Below are 18911 nucleotides of genomic sequence, written 5' to 3'. Positions count from 1 at the left end.
ATGGCATTATGGGGGGGGCGTTTTACCCAAGCAGCAGACGCGCGATTCAAACAATTTAATGACTCGTTGCGTTTTGATTATCGGCTCGCCGAGCAGGATATTGAAGGCTCGATTGGCTGGTCAAAAGCACTGGTCAACGTCGGCGTGTTAAGCGCACAAGAGCAAGCTACTCTTCAAAGTGCACTTGAGCAATTGCACCGCATTGTGGCGGACAATCCAGAAATCATCTTGCAAGATGATCACGAAGATATTCACAGCTGGGTAGAGAGCAAACTGATCGAGCGTGTGGGCGATTTGGGTAAAAAACTCCACACTGGCCGTTCGCGCAATGACCAAGTGGCGCTGGATATTAAACTGTGGTGCAAACGCCAAGTCACCGAACTGCAAAAGGCGATCCGCGCATTGCAACGCCAGCTTGTTGCCACCGCAGAAAAAACACAAAGTGCGGTCATGCCAGGCTACACCCACTTGCAACGCGCACAGCCGGTGACCTTCGCTCACTGGTGCTTGGCCTATTTTGAAATGCTTGATCGTGATTATTCACGCCTGCGTGATGCTTATCAACGCATGAACACCTGCCCATTGGGCTGCGGCGCGTTGGCAGGCACAGCGTATGCCGTTGATCGTGAGCAGCTCGCGCGCGATCTTGGCTTTGATAGCGCTACCAACAACAGTTTAGACACAGTGTCTGACCGCGATCATGTTTTGGAACTGCTCTCTATTGCCAGCATCAGCCAAGTGCATCTTTCGCGCTTTGCCGAGGATTTGATTATTTTTAACAGCGGTGAAGCCAATTTTGTAGAACTTTCCGATCGCGTCACCTCAGGCTCATCACTGATGCCGCAGAAGAAAAATCCAGACGCTTGTGAATTAATTCGTGGCAAAACTGGGCGTGTGGTGGGCGCATTAACAGGCATGCTGGTCACCATGAAAGGGTTGTCGTTGGCGTATAATAAAGATATGCAAGAAGACAAAGAGGGCATTTTTGATGCACTCGACAGCTGGCACGCCTGTTTAGACATGGCGGCGCTGGTGCTTGATGACATTAAAGTTAACGTGGAAAAAACCAAAGACGCTGCACTCAAAGGCTATTCCAATGCCACCGAACTGGCGGATTATTTAGTTGCCAAAGGCATTCCATTTCGCGATTCGCACCACATCGTGGGTGAGGCGGTGGTGTATGCCATCGCGCAAGGTAAAGCGTTGGAAGAACTGAGCGTGCAGGAGTTCCAGCAGTTTAGCTCAGTGGTGAGTGATGATGTTTACACCGCACTTTCACTCGATTCTTGCCTTGCACAGCGTTGTGCCAAAGGGGGCGTGGCGCCAGAGCGGGTGGCGGAGGCGATTGAGGGTGCTAAAGTGCGGTCAGGGCAGGATTAATGCAAAAACAGCCATTAGACGAACTTGATCTTAACCAAGAGATCGCCAAAATCCATTGGCACGAGTTGCAAGTGCATTTTGCGCGTGGGCGCGTGATTTATATCGCCCCTAAGTTAGATTTGGTACATGTGGCTCAGCAAATGCTGCAAGACGACAGTCAAGCCATTGCCTCGCTTATTGAACAAGGGAAAATTCATGCTGTGACCGCCGAGCAGGCGCAAACGTTTTACGCTCACAATCAAACCCTATGGGCGGTGGTGTTGCCGCCTTGGGTGTTGGTGCAAGACATTGCAAAGGTGCAATAAAATAGACAGGAGAGAATATGACATTTCATTGCGCATTTCGTGCAGTGGTCTCAGATTTAGACGGCACATTGCTCAATGCTCAGCATTATGTAGGTGATTTCACCATTGAAACACTGCAACGCCTTGAGCAGCATGGCGTGGACATTGTGTTGGCAACGGGGCGCAGCCAGCCTGATGTGGCGGGCATTATCAAGCGCATTGGGTTAAAACGTGGCGTGATGATTACCTCTAACGGTGCGCGCATTCACGATATTTCGGGCAACTCGCTGTATGCCCAATTTTTGCCAGAAGCCATCGCCCAACAGCTGGTGCAAGTGCCATTTGATCGGCACAATGTGGTGATGAACGCATACCAAAACGGGCAGTGGTACATCAGCCAAGCCGTGCCCGAATTTGAACGTTTTTTTAAAGATTCGGGGTACAGCTACACCGTGGTGGATTTTGCCAGCCACCCCCTAACTGATTGTGAAAAAGTCTTTTTTATTGCCCGTGAAAGCGCATTTTTAGAGCCAATTGAGCATACGGTGCGCGCCCAGTTAGGTGATGAGGTCAGCATCACGCATTCAGGCCCACGCTGTGTAGAATTTATGCAAAAAGGCGTAAGCAAAGCCGCCGCGTTGACCGCACTTTTAGCCCATCGAGATTATGATTTGAGCGCGTGTGTCGCCTTTGGCGACGGGCTTAATGACCTTGCTATGCTGCAAGAAGTGGGCAAAGGCTGCGTAATGGGTAACGCCGACCCTCGTCTTAAAGCCCAAGCAAAAGGGCTGCTACATATCGGCACTAACAGCAATGAATCGGTTGCCAGTTTCTTGCGCGCACATTTTGGCGTTTAACCGCACTTTGGGGGAAAAATGAAATGGGTACTGCTTATCGCCCTTGGCGCAAGTCTTGGGGCGGTGTGTCGTTGGTTGCTATCAATCTGGCTTAATCCACTTGGCGAGCATATTGCCGTTGGCACATTGGTGGCGAATGTCATCGGCTGCTTTATTATCGGGCTTGCTATGGCAGCATTTTTCAGCCACCCAGCCACCAGTGCTGAGCTGCGCGTGTTTTTAGTCACAGGTTTTCTCGGCAGCTTAACCACTTTTTCGTCATTTTCTGGTGAAGTGGTCGAAAAGCTATTAAGCGACAAGTGGTTAAACGCCTTTGGCGTGATTGCCATGCACCTCGGGCTAGGGCTGGCGTTCACCGCACTGGGCTATGGATTGTGGCGCTGGTTAAATTAAAAAACCGCACTTTGAAAGTGCGGTTTTTAGTAGGCTAAAAGTGTATTATTTTCGCTTTTCAGGCCCGTAGTAGGCATCAGTAAGAATGTCAATCATATCGTCAACTAGTGGCAAGCGAGGGTTGGCAGGTGAACATTGATCTTCAAACGCCAGCAAGGCAATTTCACGGCGTGCGTCAAGCCAGGTTTGCTCATCCAAGCCTTGCGCTTTGAACGACATCTCAATGCCAACCTTTTGTGCCAATTCGGTACAGGCTTTAGCAAATGATTCCACCCCTTCTGCTGGTGTGCTGGCAGGCAGGCCAAGCATTTTGGCGATGTCTTGATATTTCACATCCGCTTTGTAGAAGTTGTATTTCGGCCAAGTCGCCGTTTTTTGCGGACGTGTGCCGTTGTAGCGAATGACGTGTGGCATCAAAATCGCATTGGTGCGCCCATGTGGGGTGTGGAAGTGTCCACCAATTTTGTGCGCCAATGAGTGATTCATGCCCAAAAAGGCGTTGGCAAACGCCATGCCCGCGATGGTGGAGGCATTGTGCATCCGCTCACGCGCTTCAGGGTCTGATGCGCCGTTTTTTACAGATCGTTCTAAGAATTCAAACACCAGTTTAATCGCTTGCAGCGCCAGCCCGTCAGTGAAATCATTCGCCAAGGTGGAAACATAAGCCTCGGTGGCGTGAGTGAGCACATCAAGCCCCGTATCGGCCGTGACTTTCGCAGGCACGGTCATGGTGAAGGAAGAATCCACAATCGCCACAGTCGGGGTGAGGGAGTAGTCAGCGATTGGGTATTTTTTATCCCCTTCAGTAATCACCGCAAATGGAGTCACTTCAGAGCCAGTGCCCGAAGTGGTTGGAATGCCCACAAAGCGGGCTTTGCGGCCTAATTCTGGGAATTTGAACGCCCGTTTGCGGATATCCATAAATTTTTGCACCAAATCGCGGAAGTCCACTTCTGGTTGTTCATAGAAAAGCCACATGACTTTTGCCGCATCCATTACAGAGCCACCACCAAGGGCGATAATAGTATCAGGACGGAAACTACGCAATAGCTCGGTTCCACGGCGTACGGTTTCAATGCTTGGGTCTGGTTCCACATCGGCAAATAATTGATAGGTTACACTGTTGCGGCGAAGGTTTAATTGAGCAACCACTTTCTCTACAAAGCCGAGATCGACCATGGAACGATCGGTGACGATAACCGCTTTTTCAACACCTTTCATGGATTTTAAATATTGAATTGAGTCGCGCTCAAAATAGATTTTTGATGGCACTTTAAACCACTGCATGTTATTTCTCCGTCTGCCCACACGTTTAATATTTAAAAGATTGACTGCACTTACGTTGTTGCCCACGGAATTTTTACCGTAGGTGCCGCAGCCCAACGTGAGTGATGGCAAGAACGAGTTATACACATCACCAATGCCGCCAAATGTGGATGGTGAGTTCCAAATCACACGAATAGCTTTGACCAATTTACCAAAGTTTTTCGCCAGTTCGGCATCTTGTGTGTGAATGGCAGCCGAGTGACCAAGCCCATGAAATTCCACCATTTGCTCTGCCATTTTCAGGCCTTCTTCGGTGTTGTTCGCTTTTAAAATTGCCAGAACGGGAGAGAGTTTTTCCCGTGTTAATGGTTCTTTTGGCCCCACTTCAGCACACACTGCCGCTAAAATATTGGTTTTTTCAGGTACAGAAAAGCCCGCTTGTTCGGCAATCCAATGGGCGGATTTGCCCACCACATTAGGGTTTAATTTCGCCCCTGCGCAGTTTTGGCTATTGGCTTTCGCGCCGAAAATAAATTCTTCTAACAGCGTTTTTTCTTTTTTATTCACAAAATAAACGCCGTAGGATTTCAACTCTGCGATAAAATCATCGTAGATTTCTTTGTCGATAATGGCTGCTTGCTCACTGGCACACACCATGCCATTGTCGAATGATTTCGACATCACAATATCGTGTGCCGCTTGTTGAATGTTGGCGGATTTTTCCACATAAGCTGGCACATTACCCGCACCGACGCCCAAGGCTGGCTTGCCGCAGGAGTAGGCCGCCTCCACCATCGCGTTACCGCCAGTTGCTAAAATAGTGGCAATGCCAGGGTGTTTCATTAATGCGCTGGTGCCTTCCATAGACGGCGTTTCAATCCATTGAATGCAGTTTTCTGGTGCGCCAGCTTTTACCGCGGCCTCGTAAACAATGCGTGCTGCGTGTGCAGAAGATTGCTGTGCTGAAGGGTGGAAGGCAAAAACAATTGGGTTACGGGTTTTCAAGGCGATCAGTGATTTAAAAATGGCGGTGGAAGTTGGGTTAGTGGTTGGTGTCACGCCACAAATAACGCCCACAGGATCGGCAATTTCAGTAATGCCCGTAACGTCATCTTCGCTGATCACGCCAACGGTCTTTAAATGGCGCATATTATTCACCACATATTCACAAGCGAACAAATTTTTCGTCGCCTTATCTTCAAACACCCCGCGGCCCGTTTCTTCAACCGCGTGCATGGCTAATGCACCGTGCTGATCCAACGCGGCTACGGAGGCTTTGGCGACAATGTAGTCCACTTGCTCTTGATTAAGCGCTCGGAATTGTTCCAATGCCGCCAAGCCTTTCTCAACCAGTTGGTTGACTTCGACTTGTGCTGGGCTAAGTTCAACGGATTGCGTTGTTGTTTTCATCAATTTCTCCTAAAAGTTTATGAATTATTTAACTGAGAAAAATTATAAAACGAGGAGGTTAAACGTGTCAGCACCCACTTAAACTGAAAACTGATTTAGATCAATAAAACAAAAAATTTCAAAATCGAAAAGCGATTGTGAAAAAACCGAGCGCACTTTACAATAGAATCTCACGACCAAGGAGCACTTTATGAATGACCAACAACGCCAGCAAGAAACTCGCAACATTATCGCCGATCTGCTCAACGATGGCAGTGACCCAACCGCACTTTATATCATCGAACACCACGTCTCCCACGAGGATTTCGACAAACTCGAAAAAATCGCCGTTGACGCTTTTAAAGCTGGCTTTGAGGTTTCAGAAGCAGAAGAACTTGAAGATGAGCAAGGCAAGCTCATATTTTGCTTTGACATCATCAGCGAAATTGAACTGAAAGCCGACCTTATCGACGCCCAGCAAACCCAACTCCTCCCGCTTATCGCCAAACACCAAGGCCACTACGACGGCTGGGGCACTTACTTCGAAGACCCCAACGCCGACGACGATGAATACGGCGATGATGGTGAGTTTTTTGAGAATGAGGATTGATTCTCATGTTCTTTAATGCCAAGTAAATGAATGCTTGGCATACTCAAATTCTAATAACTGATATGTTTTGTTTTTTTAATCAAATAATTAAATTTGTGATATTGATCAAAGAATGGATTTAATTTAAAGATTAATATTCCGCATGGATTCCGCATGGATTCCGCATGGATTCCGCATGGACTCCGCATGGATTCCGCATGGATCCATTAGGATTCTGCTTAGTTATTTACCTAAGGAGAATTTATGAAAAAATACCTTACAGCTGTTATAGCAAGCTCTGTTATGCTCACAGGATGTGCTACCATTATGGGTGAGGAAACTCAAACTGTTCAAATCAACAGTAATCCTGATGGCGCGACATATGTGATTAAAGACGAAAAAGATCAAGTTGTTCACAAAGGTGTAACCCCCTCTACAGCTACCTTAGTAAAATCTGACGGTTCCTACTTTGGTAAGAAAACATATACAATTTTTTTTAACAAAAAAGGTTATGGTGAAAGTGTATATCCTCTTAGAACATCTCCAAATGGATGGTACATTGGTGGAAACATTATCTTTGGTGGACTAGTTGGTTGGCTTATTGTTGATCCACTGAGTGGTAAAATGTACAACATAAGTCCTGAGCAAGTTAATGTCTCATTGGAAAAATAGTTCAATAAACTGCTTTTAATATTCTTGATTTTTGGATTAAAAGCCTAGCTACGCTAGGCTTTTTCTTATCTTATAACTTCGTGCTATTATGACGCTTTTAGATTGAAGGGCGTGTGATGATTTCGTTTCAGAATTTAACAGTAAAGCGTGGCGTTAATACGCTGTTGGAGAATGCCAGCGCATCGATTAATCCAGGGCAAAAGGTTGGGTTAGTAGGTAAAAATGGCTGCGGTAAGTCAACATTATTTGCGCTGTTAAAGGATGAAATTAGCCCAGAAAGTGGTGATATTCAATTGCCGAGCCAATGGGCGTTGGCGTGGGTGAATCAAGAAACGCCAGCACTGGATATCAGCGCGATAGATTATGTGTTGCAAGGCGACCGAGAATACATTGCTTTAAGCGAGGCGTTGGCGCAGGCGAATGAGAAAAATGACGGCGAACAAATTGCGCTGTTGCATGATAAACTTGACCAAATTGATGCTTGGACTATCCACGCACGTGCAGCAACACTGCTGCATGGTTTGGGATTTGAGAATACACAATTGCAAAGTGCGGTTAAGTCATTTTCTGGTGGTTGGCGGATGCGGTTGAATTTAGCGCAGGCCCTGTTGTGCCGCAGCGATTTGTTGCTGCTTGATGAGCCGACAAACCATTTGGATTTAGATGCGGTGATTTGGCTTGAGCGCTGGTTGAGCCGTTATACGGGCACGCTGGTGATCATCTCCCATGATCGGGATTTTCTTGATCCGATTGTGAATAAAATTTTGCATATTGAGCAGCAAACGTTGTTTGAATACACTGGTGATTATTCCTCTTTCGAGATTCAACGCGCCTCCAAATTAGCGCAACAACAGGCACTTTATCGCCAGCAGCAGCAAAAAGTGGCGCATCTTCAGCACTATATTGATCGTTTTAAAGCCAAAGCGAGCAAAGCTAAGCAGGCTCAAAGCCGAGTGAAGGCACTGGAAAAAATGGAGCGCATTGCGCCCGCCTATGTGGATAACCCTTTTCAGTTTGCTTTCCGTCCGCCGCTGTCACTGCCAAATCCAATCATCACCCTTGAGAAAGTGAATGCAGGGTATGGTGAGAAAACGATTTTAAATTCCGTTAAATTGAATTTAGTGCCAGGTTCCCGCATTGGGCTTTTGGGGCGCAATGGTGCAGGGAAATCGACATTAATTAAGCTGCTGGCTGGTGAGCTGACCGCACTTTCAGGTCAAGTGGGGCTGGCGAAAGGGGTGAAACTGGGCTATTTTGCCCAGCATCAGCTCGATACTTTGCGTGCGCAAGACAGTGCGCTATGGCATTTAACGCAAATCGCGCCAGATAAAACCGAGCAAGAGCTGCGTGATTATCTTGGTGGATTTGCGTTTCACGGTGACAAGGTAAAACAAGCTGTGGGTGAGTTTTCAGGCGGTGAAAAAGCGCGCCTTGTACTGGCGTTGATCGTGTGGCAGCGCCCGAATTTGTTGCTGCTTGATGAGCCAACTAACCACCTTGATTTGGATATGCGTCAAGCCTTGACGGAGGCGTTGGTAGATTATCAAGGCTCGTTGGTCGTGGTGTCGCATGATAGGCATTTGCTGCGCAATACGGTGGATGATTTTTATTTGGTGCATGATGGCTGCGTGGAGCCGTTTGATGGGGATATTGCCGACTATCAAAAATGGCTTAGTGAAGTCAATCTTGACGCCGTCAAAGCAGAAAAAGAAGATAAGCTGTTGTCAAAAGAGAGCAACTTCAACCGCAAAGAACAAAAGCGCTTAGAAGCGCAATTACGTCAGCAAACGGCTCCACTGCGCAAAAAAATCACGGCGCTTGAAACACAGTTAGCAAAACTCACAGACAATTTAGCAGCAATCGAGGCGCAATTGGCGCAGGGGGCGTTATATCAAGAAGAGAACAAATCTCAGCTGACCGCACTTTTAAGTGAGCAAGTGGCGGTGAAAAAACAATTGGAACAGGTGGAAAGTGATTGGCTGGAAAGTCAAGAATCGCTGGAGATGATGCTCGAGGCTAGCGAATCCGCCGACTGAGCACAGAGTTGCTGCGCTTGCGCTTAATGATAATCCGCCCTACCGCTTGGAAGCCTGCTTTGCAATAAAGCCGATAAGCCGCACGGTTGAGTGGATTGACTGCCAATACAATTTCATTGTATTGCGGTGAAAGATTATAAATCAGCGGGTCAAGATGCTGAGGGCGCAGTGATTGCAACGCAATGCCTCGACCTTGATAGTCAGGATTAATGGAAAATGAACGTAATAAGACAGCCTGATTATTTTCGGTGTAGGCTAATTTGTGGTGACTGCGATCAAGAATAAAAAAACCAACGGCTTTGTTATCACTTAATATTGAGACTGCCGTCATGCCACTTTCAAGCAGCAATGTCTTACCTTCAAACCATTGCCACGGTTGAAGGGTGTACTGTGCTTGATCTGGGGGTAATTGATAGTTCACAAGATCATCAAAATGTGAAAAATTGTATTTTTCAACGCGAATCATTATTGTTGTTTTGTCTGTTTTTACATCAATGTGTTTATTAAACGAGCATTAAGCCACAAATAGACAGAGATCGCAAGTGAACTTGGGCAATTAGTGCGATTGGTGAATAAGATGAGCGAAGTGATCGGCATGAAATCCACGGCTTGCCATAAAACGCCATGCTTTTTGTTGCGTTTTAAGATCAAGTGGTTGCGTGCTGAATTTTTTATTAAACATCTGCTCTGCAAGCGCAAACCAATCTATGTTCATCTCTTCAAAGCAAAGTGCGGTCAGTTGGCCGTCGATACCTTTTTGTTTTAGCTCTTGCGCGATACGCAATGGCCCGTAGCCACGCCGGGTACGAAAGCGGATAAAACTGTGGCAAAAGCGCTCATCACTTTGCCAGCGCTGTTGTTGGCAATGGGCGATCACCTCGTTGATGGTCTGTTCGTCGATGGCTTTTTGTTGCATTTTTTGTGCAAGCTCGTAGGCGGAGTAATCCCGACGCGTAAGCAAGCCAACGGCATAGTGAAGAGCAGCTTTATCCATGATGTATGTCAAAGTGCGGTTTGACCGCACTTTGCCTATTCTTCCACAAATTCCTCAACGGCTTCATCTTCGTCTGTTATCGCGGCAGTGAGCGCTTGCTGTGGATTTTCAAGAATTTCTTGACGTATTTTTTGCTCAATTTCTTGCGCAATAGCTGGATTTTCTTTCAAGAATTTAATGGAATTGGCTTTGCCTTGCCCGATTTTCTCGTTGTTGTAGGAATACCACGCACCAGCTTTTTTCGCAATTTTGTGTTGCACCGCTAACTCAAGCAATTCGCCTTCACGGGAAATGCCTTCGCCGTACATAATTTGAAACTCCGCTTGGCGAAATGGTGCGGCGACTTTGTTTTTTACCACTTTAACGCGGGTTTCATTGCCAATCACATTATCGCCTTCTTTTACCGCACCAGTACGGCGAATATCTAAACGCACAGAGGCGTAGAATTTCAGCGCGTTACCACCCGTGGTGGTTTCAGGGTTGCCAAACATCACGCCAATTTTCATCCGAATTTGGTTGATAAACACCACCAAGCAGTTGGCATTTTTGATATTACCTGTCAGTTTACGCAGCGCTTGAGACATCAAACGGGCTTGCAAGCCCATGTGGGAGTCTCCCATATCACCTTCGATTTCGGCTTTCGGTGTCAGGGCAGCAACAGAGTCAACGATGATGACATCCACCGCACCTGAACGCACTAACGCATCACAGATTTCAAGTGCTTGTTCGCCATTATCGGGTTGTGAAACTAAAAGTGCGGTTACATCAACACCTAATTTCGCCGCATAAATGGGGTCAAGGGCATGTTCGGCATCAATAAAGGCGCAGGTTTTGCCTGCTTTTTGTGCCTGTGCAATAACAGAGAGGGTGAGTGTGGTTTTACCTGATGACTCAGGGCCATAAATTTCGACAATCCGCCCCATCGGCAGCCCGCCAATCCCCAGCGCTAAATCCAAGCCTAGAGAACCAGTGGAAACCGCCTCAACGTCTAAGGTTTTATTATCGCCTAGCAGCATAATAGAACCTTTACCAAATTGTTTTTCAATTTGACCTAATGCGGCTTCAAGAGCTTTTTGTTTATTCTCGTCCATGGTGTCCTCAAATCGGTGTTTGTTAATGTCAACATATGAGCTGTATTATACTGTATAGTTATACAGTATCAAGAGCTAAAACGATCTTTTTTTGATTTTGTGAACTTTATTCCAAATTATGACGCTAGATCGCGGAGAAATATCCTAGTATGATTTGATTTTTAACCATTGAAGGTGCGCGCATGCCAAAAGACGATATGAGTCAACACACACCGATGATGCAGCAGTATTTGCGAATCAAAGCAGAAAATCCTGATGTTTTGCTGTTTTATCGCATGGGTGACTTTTATGAACTTTTTTATGATGATGCGAAAAAGGTCTCTCAACTGATTGATATTTCGCTCACCAAGCGCGGGCAATCGGCAGGCCAGCCGATTCCGATGGCGGGCGTGCCTTATCATGCCGTCGAAGGGTATTTGGCGAAATTGGTTAAATTGGGTGAATCCGTTGCAATTTGTGAACAAATCGGTGATCCCGCCACAAGCAAAGGCCCTGTGGAGCGCCAAGTGGTGCGTATCGTCACGCCTGGCACACTCAGCGACGAGGCTTTGCTGCCTGAGCGGCAAGACAACCTGATCGGGGCGTTGTATGCCAGCAAAAAGGGTTATGCCATCGCCACGCTGGATATGGCATCGGGGCGTTTTCAAATCAGTGAACATCAAGACAAAGCAGGCGTGAAATCCGCCTTGCAGCGCCTTAATGTCGCAGAATTGCTTTATCCTGAAACCTTTGATGATATGGCGTTGCTCGCACCTTATTCGGGTTTACGGCGTCGTGCCGAGTGGGAGTTTGATTATCAAAGCGCAATCGATCGCCTAACGCGCCAGTTTGGCACACAAGATCTCAGTGCGTTTGGTGTGCAGGAGGCAAAGTGCGGTTTGTGTGCGGCGGGCTGTTTGTTGCATTATGCGCAAGAAACGCAACGCACCGCACTTTTGCATATTCAATCCATTGAACTTATAAAATCCAGCGATTACATTGAGTTAGATTCTGCCACACGGCGTAATTTAGAACTGACTCAAAACTTAAGTGGCGGCACGGATTACACTCTTGCGTGGGTGCTGGATCATTGCATCACCCCGATGGGAAGCCGTTTATTAAAGCGTTGGATTCACCATCCCATTTGTCATCGTGAGCGGCTTTTGGCACGGCAAAACGTGATTAAAGCGGTACTGAGCGAGGATCACATTGAGCCTGTGCAGCGCCTGCTGCGTGAGGTGGGCGATATGGAGCGCATTTTGGCGCGTCTGGCTTTGCGCAGCGCGCGCCCTCGGGATTTTACTCGCCTGCGCGCGGCGTTGGCACAATTGCCAGAGATGAAGCGCATTTTAAGTGCCAACAAAACCAGCGCATTAGCCTTAATTTCGCGGAAGATCGACGATTTTACCGCACTTTTTGAGCTGTTAAGCCGTGCTATTGTGGAAATGCCACCGCTGTTAATTCGTGACGGTGGCGTGATCGCTGCGGGTTTTAACGCTGAACTGGATGAATGGCGCGCGTTGAGCGCAGGTGCAACGCAATTTTTGCAAGATTTAGAAACGCGTGAGCGTGAACGTACGGGGTTAGACAGCCTGAAAATTGGCTACAATGCAGTGCATGGCTACTTTATTCAACTCAGCCGCAGTCAAGCGCAGCGTGCTCCCATTCACTATGTGCGTCGGCAAACATTAAAAAATGCCGAGCGTTATATTATCCCTGAGCTGAAAACCTATGAAGATAAAGTGCTGAAAGCCAAAGGTGCTTCGCTAGCACTGGAAAAACAGCTCTATGATCAGCTGTTCGATCAATTGCTACCGCACTTGGGCGCATTGCAACAATGTGCTGCGCAGCTTGCCCGCCTTGATGTGTTAGTTAATCTAGCTGAACGCGCGCAAACGCTGAATTATTGCGTACCGCACTTTAGCGAGCAGCGCATTGTACACATTGAGCAAGGGCGCCACCCCGTGGTGGAGCAGGTGATGAGTGCGCCATTTATTGCCAACCCGTTAGTGCTGGATGAACAGCGTCATTTTTTGATTGTAACAGGGCCGAATATGGGGGGAAAAAGCACCTATATGCGTCAAACTGCGTTGATTGTGCTGTTGGCGCACATTGGCAGCTTTGTGCCTGCAACGCGTGCGGTGATTGGGCCGATTGATCGCATTTTTACCCGCATTGGTGCCTCTGACGATCTCGCCTCAGGGCGCTCCACCTTTATGGTGGAAATGACGGAAATGGCGAATATTCTGTACCAAGCCAGCAAGCATAGCTTGGTGCTGATTGATGAAATAGGGCGTGGCACATCCACTTACGACGGGCTGGCGCTGGCATGGGCAAGTGCACAGTGGTTGGCGCAAAAAGTGCGGTCATTAACGTTGTTTGCCACGCACTATTTTGAGCTTACGGTGCTGCCAGAGCAATTTAAAGGCGTGTTTAACGTGCATTTAGATGCCCTTGAACACGATAACACCATCGCCTTTATGCACAGCGTGCAAGAGGGGGCGGCGAGCAAAAGTTATGGCTTGGCGGTGGCCGCATTGGCTGGCGTACCTAAAGCGGTGCTAACCCTTGCGCGGCAAAAGCTGGCCGCATTAGAGGCAAACGTGCCAGCTGCGAATGAAAGCCAAGCACTTATGCAGCCTTCACTGCCGCTTGATCCTGCGCCAAATCCCGTGCTGGCGCAACTCAATGCTCTTGACCCCGACGAGTTAAGCCCAAAGCAAGCGTTGGCCGCACTTTATCAACTCAAGGCGCTCGCCTGTGAAAATAACCAATAGGAGCGAATATGGCACTGGCCTCGTTATTAACGTTGTTAGATGACATCACCGCCGTACTCGACGACGTGGCGCTGATGACCAAAGTGGCAGCCAAAAAGACCGTCGGCGTGGTCGGCGACGATCTCGCACTTAACGCGAGTCAAGTCACAGGGGTTAACGCCGAGCGCGAACTGCCTGTGGTGTGGGCGGTGGCGAAAGGATCGCTATTAAACAAACTGATTCTAGTGCCGTTGGCGCTCTTGATTTCCTATTTTTTACCTGGCGCGATTGCCTATCTTTTGATGATCGGCGGGGCCTATTTGTGCTTTGAAGGCGTGGAGAAAATCGCCCACAAGTCGCCCACCAAAGACGAGGGCGAACGCAGGCTGAGCGCGCTTACGCCCGAGCAAGAAAAGGCCAAAATTAAAGGCGCTATCCGTACCGATTTCATCCTCTCCGCTGAAATTGTCATTATCGCCCTTGGCATGGTCAGTGACTATGAACTGCTCACCCAAACCCTGGTGCTGGCGCTGATTGCCTTCGGCATGACGGTGTTTGTTTACGGCTTAGTGGGCGTGATTGTGAAGCTCGATGATGTGGGATTGTGGCTGATGCAAAAGCAAAGTGCGGTCAGTCAAGCCGTAGGGCGCGGGATGATTCGCGTGATGCCGTATTTTATGCGTGCGTTGAGTGTGGTGGGCACGCTGGCGATGTTTTTAGTCGGTGGCGGAATCATTGTGCATAACCTTGATATCATCCACCACGCCTTCGCCCAATACGGCTTGGATAGCGGTATTTTAAACGTTCTCGCCACCGTGATTTTCGGTGTGTTGTGTGGTGCGGTAGTTTTGTTGCTGACCAAATGCTTACCGAAAAAAGCGTAACACTTTTTTGCAAAGTGCGGTTATTTCCGATGACCGCACTTTTATTCTATAAAATGTGACCAAGTGCACAAAACGGTATTTTTCATATGGAACTTGAAACATTGTTTTATTAACATAATCATATTAGATTATAAAACAGTCATTGTTAAGGAGTTTACTATGGGGTTAAGTCGTCGCACCTTTCTAGCGGGCACAGCAGGCGCAGGAGCGCTGTTTGCGTTTTCTGGCGTGTTTAAAGCCGTAGCAGCCAGCCGTCCACAGCTCAGTGCAGAACAATATAGTGCATTGTGTGTACGTTGGGGAGATATTATCACAGGACGTAATTTGCTCAAAGAAGGTGATGAGCGTTTTGCTAAAGCTATCGCTGGATTGGATCGTAAAGTTGAAAAAACGTTAGCTGATTTAATCCGTGAGCCAAACCGCACCAGTGTGTTCAAATCATTTGATTTAACTGAAGAAAAATCTCCAGCTATCACTAAAACAGCGCGCGGTGCACTAGATTTGGCTTTAGGCTGGGCAACCCCTGGTTCAAAATACTATCAAAATGAAGATGTGCTGCAAGATGCCATTAACGCCCTGCGAGATTTCTTGAAATTACGCTACCACCCAGGACAAGAAGAATATGGTAACTGGTGGGATTGGGAAAGTGGTGCTTCACGCGCGGTGGGTGATATGATGTGCTTGTTGCATGATAAATTACCAAGTGATGTCATGCAAGCCGCCGCCGCAGGTGTGAATTTCTTTGTGCCAGATCCATGGTTCTTACGAACCTCAAAGGCAGCAGGATCTGATAGCAAAGCAGGTGACAAAACGTTGGCCACAGGTGCTAATCGCTTAGACTTATCGCGTGCAGTGATTTGTGTGGCGTTAGCCACCCAAAATCCAGAGCGTGTTTATCATGCGCTTGAAGGTTTACCAGAAACGTGGAAATTAGTTACAGAAGGTGATGGATTTTACAAAGACGGTTCGTTTATTCAACATAATACCATTCCTTACACTGGTTCCTATGGTGATGTATTAATCAGTGGTTTGGCAATGTTGTTCTCGCTTGTTAGCCATTCAGCCTTTGAAGTACCTGCTAAACAGTTAGCACAAGTGTACTGGACAGTCGATGAAGCTTTCATTCCTGTGATAGTGGATGGTCAAGTGTTAGATTGTGTGCGTGGGCGTTCGGTTTCTCGTATTACAGAGCCAGCCTCAATGCACGGTGCGTCTATTATGAAAGCGATTTTGCAACTGGCACAAGGTGCACCAGAGAAGATTAGTAAACGTTGGAAAAGCATTTGCAAAGGTTGGATTGAACGCAATAACTATGATCCGCTTGCCACCAAAGGCTCAATTCCATATTTAGCATTGGTGGGTGATGTGTTAGCCAGTGGTGAGAGTGCGCCGGCGAGCAAAACACCGAAAATGTTCAATTCAATGGATCGCCTCGTACATCGCACAGGCAGCTGGGCAATGGCGATTGCGATGTGCAGTAAGCGTATTGCATGGTATGAATGCGGTAACCAAGAAAACGAACTGGCCTCACGCACGGGTTCTGGTATGCGTTATTTGTATTTGCCAGATGACATGGGGCAATTTGAAAATGGTTTCTGGCCAACCTTAGATTACGCTGCACCCGTGGGTACTACCGTTGATACCCATCCACTTGAGCGCCAAGCGGCTGGTGAATGGGGCCACGAAACACCAGATAACCTCTGGACTGGCGGCGTTACCTACAACGGCTTCAGTTTCGCAGGCATGGACTTGATTGGGCCAGATAAAGACGGTTTACACGCGCGTCGTGTGTGGTTTGGTAGTCCTGAAGGTATGCTCGAAATGGTCAGCGATGTTTCAACCCAAGCTGAACAAGCGTTAACCGTGGTGGAAGGGCGCAATTTGGGTGAAAAATCTGATAAAGCGTGGGTGATTGACGGTGAAAAAGTGCAAGAGGAGAAAACACTTAATGCACCAAAATGGGCGCATTTAGATGGTGTGGGTGGTTATGTGTTCTTGCAATCGGGTCAAGTGAAAGCGCAAGTGGCTGAACGCACCGGTTCATGGATTGAAATCAATCCAGCGCGCAAAGCGGCAGGCGCAGAAGATAAACTTACTCGCCAATGGGCATCGATGCACTTTTTACACGATAAAAAAGGCAGCCCTGCAGCGTGGTTACTCTTACCCCAAGCCAGCCTTGCCGATACCGAAAAACACGCGAAAAGCAGCAAGTTCAGCGTGGTGCAAAACGATGCCAAAGCGCAAGTGGCCAAACACGGCAATCTCACTGCGTGGGCGGTGTGGGAAAAAGGTCAATACGGCGAGTTGAGCTTTGAACAACCCGCGATTGCCTTGTGTGACAAAACCGCCGAAGGCTTGCAGTTACTACTCTCTGATCCAACTCAAAATGCAGAACAAATTAGTGTGAGCGTGAAAGGCAAGTGGAAAGTGGCTAATAATGAACGCGTGAAAGCGCAACAAAACGGTGATGTTACCGTGCTGAACGTGGACACCAAAGCCTTAGCTGGCCAAGCGGTAGCAGTGCAATTGCGTAAAGCATAATTCTAGCCATCTGTGATAAAAAAGTGCGGTTTTTACCGCACTTTTTATTTGAGCGATGAAAATTCAGGAATAGCGCCATGCCCGCGCGATTCAAGAAAGTCGAGAGTGGCTTGCACACTACGGTTGATGATGCGCTCAACAGGAAAATCGATATCGGATAGCATCGCCCAGGCTTGTTCAAAGCCGCCGAGGTAGCTGGCAAAGTGCGAGTCTGACCCCAGCGCAATCAGCCCGCCTTCATTTAAAATCGCTTTGGCAATCGCCAAGCAATGGGGCGCGCTGCCTTGGCGCGAGTGCACTAGCGAGGAATTGTTGATCTCCAGCGCCACATTGTGGGTTTTCGCAGCTTGCACCACAGGAGCAATTTCAATTGGAAAGCTCGGGTTGCCGGGGTGGGTTATGACATCTACCAAGCCACTTTGGATGGCGTTAACCAGCGCGTGGGTGTTGGCGCGTTTATCATCAGGGGCGATATCGGGCGCGTGCAGTCCAGCAAGGATAATATCTAAACTGCGGCGCATTTTATCATCACAGTCGATCTCTCCTTGCTCGTTGAGAATATTCGCCTCAATCCCGCGCAAAATGCCCACGCCGTCAATCACGCGCGGGATAATGCTCATGTTGGAAAAATGCCACGGGTGCGGCGAGTCCGCCGTGCTTGGGCCGTGGTCGGTGGTGGCAAAGAGTTGCACACCGCACTTTTTTGCCTGCGCAACGTATTCGAGCAGTGTGCTGTAGGCGTGGGTGCTGGCTACGGTGTGGGTGTGCAAATCAACAGGAAAACGCATACTATTTGCCTGCCACAAAGCCAACGGCGTTGTAAACCGCACTTAATGTTTTCGCTGCACGGGTACGGGCTTTCTCAGTGCCTTCACGGATAATGCGATCAAGCAGTGCTTCGTCATTGCGGAAGTGGTGAAAGCGCGCTTGCAGTTCAGTGAGCATGTTGGACACTTCATCAGCGACCGCACTTTTAAGGTGGCCATACATTTTGCCTTCAAACTCGGCTTCAAGCTCGGCAATCGGCTTGCCTGTCACACCAGAGAGAATTTCCAGCAAGTTTGACACGCCCGCTTTATTTTTCACATCGTATTTCACCACTGGCGGCTCATCGGAGTCAGTTACCGCACGTTTAATTTTTTTCGCCACCGCTTTCGGGTCTTCTAAAAGGCCTATTACATTGTTGCGGTTGTCATCGGATTTTGACATTTTTTTGGTTGGATCTAGCAAAGACATTACCCGCGCGCCCGCTTTTGGGATAAAGGCTTCAGGAATGGCGAACGGCGCGTTGTAAAGGGCGTTGAAACGCTGGCCGATATCACGCGAGATTTCCAAATGCTGGCGTTGGTCATCGCCTACTGGCACAAGGTTGGCTTGATAGAGCAAAATGTCGGCCGCCATCAGCACAGGGTAGGTGAATAAGCCGACGTTGACATTTTCTTCATAACGGGCGGATTTATCTTTGAACTGGGTCATGCGGTTCATTTCACCAAAATAGGTGTAACAGTTAAGCACCCATGCGAGTTGTGTGTGTTCTGGCACATGGGATTGAATAAAAATAGTGCTTTTTTCAGGGTCAATGCCGCAGGCAAGGTAGAGCGCAAGGGTGTCAAGGGTGGCTTTGCGCAAGGTGGCAGGATCTTGACGCACGGTGATGGCATGCAAATCGACAATGCAAAACAGGCAGTCGTAGTCGTCTTGCAAATTTGCCCATTGGCGCAGCGCACCGAGGTAGTTGCCGATGGTGAGTTCGCCAGAGGGCTGCACGCCTGAAAATACGATAGGTTTACTCATATTATA

Annotated in this window: 16 protein-coding genes; 10 read left to right on the top strand and 6 right to left on the bottom strand. The window is 48.1% G+C overall.

All coding sequences use genetic code 11. The features are described 5' to 3' along the window. From argH to crcB, 4 genes are read left to right on the top strand one after another with little or no spacing between them, the layout of a single operon-like run. The gene (argH, locus tag HPC38_RS04205; protein ID WP_208120016.1) at positions 1-1380 is read left to right on the top strand and encodes an argininosuccinate lyase; all 1380 of its coding nucleotides are present in this window, start codon (positions 1-3) and stop codon (positions 1378-1380) included. Next, entirely contained in the window at positions 1380-1685 is a 306-nt protein-coding gene (locus HPC38_RS04200) for a DUF2288 domain-containing protein (protein ID WP_208120015.1), read from the top strand. The genes argH and HPC38_RS04200 overlap by 1 nt, the downstream gene beginning before the upstream one ends. Before the next feature lie 17 nt (positions 1686-1702). Next, positions 1703-2521 (top strand): Cof-type HAD-IIB family hydrolase, encoded by an 819-nt coding sequence (locus HPC38_RS04195; protein WP_208120014.1) that lies wholly within the window; start codon positions 1703-1705, stop codon positions 2519-2521. An 18-nt stretch (positions 2522-2539) separates the two neighbouring features. Beyond that, complete coding sequence (gene crcB / locus HPC38_RS04190) at positions 2540-2914, top strand: fluoride efflux transporter CrcB (RefSeq protein WP_208120013.1); 375 nt, start codon at positions 2540-2542, stop codon at positions 2912-2914. 45 nt (positions 2915-2959) lie between these two features. Here crcB and adhE read toward each other — a convergent pair whose 3' ends face one another. Next, positions 2960-5590, bottom strand: a complete 2631-nt coding sequence (gene adhE, locus HPC38_RS04185; RefSeq protein ID WP_208120012.1) for a bifunctional acetaldehyde-CoA/alcohol dehydrogenase — start codon at positions 5588-5590, stop codon at positions 2960-2962. A gap of 190 nt (positions 5591-5780) precedes the next feature. On the opposite strand from adhE, the gene rraB reads away from it, so the two are divergent. From rraB to HPC38_RS04170, 3 genes are all read left to right on the top strand, one after another. Beyond that, positions 5781-6179 carry a ribonuclease E inhibitor RraB gene (gene rraB, locus HPC38_RS04180; RefSeq protein ID WP_208120011.1) on the top strand — a complete coding sequence of 133 codons (399 nt, stop codon included), beginning with the start codon at positions 5781-5783 and terminating at the stop codon, positions 6177-6179. A 243-nt stretch (positions 6180-6422) separates the two neighbouring features. Further along, complete coding sequence (locus tag HPC38_RS04175; RefSeq protein WP_208120010.1) at positions 6423-6830, top strand: hypothetical protein; 408 nt, start codon at positions 6423-6425, stop codon at positions 6828-6830. Positions 6831-6946: 116 nt separating this feature from the next. Further along, on the top strand, positions 6947-8866 hold the full coding sequence (locus HPC38_RS04170; RefSeq protein WP_208120009.1) for an ABC transporter ATP-binding protein: 1920 nt from the start codon (positions 6947-6949) through the stop codon (positions 8864-8866). On the opposite strand, the gene HPC38_RS04165 is transcribed toward HPC38_RS04170, so the two are convergent. The 3 genes from HPC38_RS04165 to recA form a co-directional block, all read right to left on the bottom strand. Beyond that, the gene (locus tag HPC38_RS04165; protein ID WP_208120008.1) at positions 8847-9332 is read right to left on the bottom strand and encodes a GNAT family N-acetyltransferase; all 486 of its coding nucleotides are present in this window, start codon (positions 9330-9332) and stop codon (positions 8847-8849) included. The genes HPC38_RS04170 and HPC38_RS04165 overlap by 20 nt on opposite strands. A 90-nt stretch (positions 9333-9422) precedes the next feature. Continuing rightward, positions 9423-9860 carry a recombination regulator RecX gene (recX, locus tag HPC38_RS04160; protein ID WP_208120007.1) on the bottom strand — a complete coding sequence of 146 codons (438 nt, stop codon included), beginning with the start codon at positions 9858-9860 and terminating at the stop codon, positions 9423-9425. 35 nt (positions 9861-9895) lie between these two features. Then, positions 9896-10951 carry a recombinase RecA gene (recA, locus tag HPC38_RS04155; protein WP_208120006.1) on the bottom strand — a complete coding sequence of 352 codons (1056 nt, stop codon included), beginning with the start codon at positions 10949-10951 and terminating at the stop codon, positions 9896-9898. A gap of 215 nt (positions 10952-11166) precedes the next feature. Here recA and mutS point away from each other — a divergent pair, with 215 nt between their 5' ends. From mutS to HPC38_RS04140, 3 genes are all read left to right on the top strand, one after another. Continuing rightward, positions 11167-13707 carry a DNA mismatch repair protein MutS gene (gene mutS, locus HPC38_RS04150; RefSeq protein ID WP_456242937.1) on the top strand — a complete coding sequence of 847 codons (2541 nt, stop codon included), beginning with the start codon at positions 11167-11169 and terminating at the stop codon, positions 13705-13707. A gap of 8 nt (positions 13708-13715) precedes the next feature. Further along, positions 13716-14570 (top strand): DUF808 domain-containing protein, encoded by an 855-nt coding sequence (locus HPC38_RS04145; protein WP_208120004.1) that lies wholly within the window; start codon positions 13716-13718, stop codon positions 14568-14570. A 159-nt stretch (positions 14571-14729) separates the two neighbouring features. Next, positions 14730-17111 (top strand): polysaccharide lyase 8 family protein, encoded by a 2382-nt coding sequence (locus HPC38_RS04140; protein ID WP_208120003.1) that lies wholly within the window; start codon positions 14730-14732, stop codon positions 17109-17111. Positions 17112-17155: 44 nt separating this feature from the next. Here the strand turns inward: HPC38_RS04140 and HPC38_RS04135 are convergent, their stop codons facing one another. Next, on the bottom strand, positions 17156-17899 hold the full coding sequence (locus HPC38_RS04135) for a phosphatase (protein WP_208120002.1): 744 nt from the start codon (positions 17897-17899) through the stop codon (positions 17156-17158). Between the two features lies 1 nt (position 17900). Next, complete coding sequence (trpS, locus tag HPC38_RS04130; RefSeq protein WP_208120001.1) at positions 17901-18905, bottom strand: tryptophan--tRNA ligase; 1005 nt, start codon at positions 18903-18905, stop codon at positions 17901-17903. Positions 18906-18911: the final 6 nt, after the last annotated feature.

It is taken from the genome of Spirabiliibacterium pneumoniae (assembly GCF_014884995.1).
GTDB lineage: Bacteria > Pseudomonadota > Gammaproteobacteria > Enterobacterales > Pasteurellaceae > Spirabiliibacterium > Spirabiliibacterium pneumoniae.
This window is presented reverse-complemented; position numbering and strand designations above follow the sequence as displayed.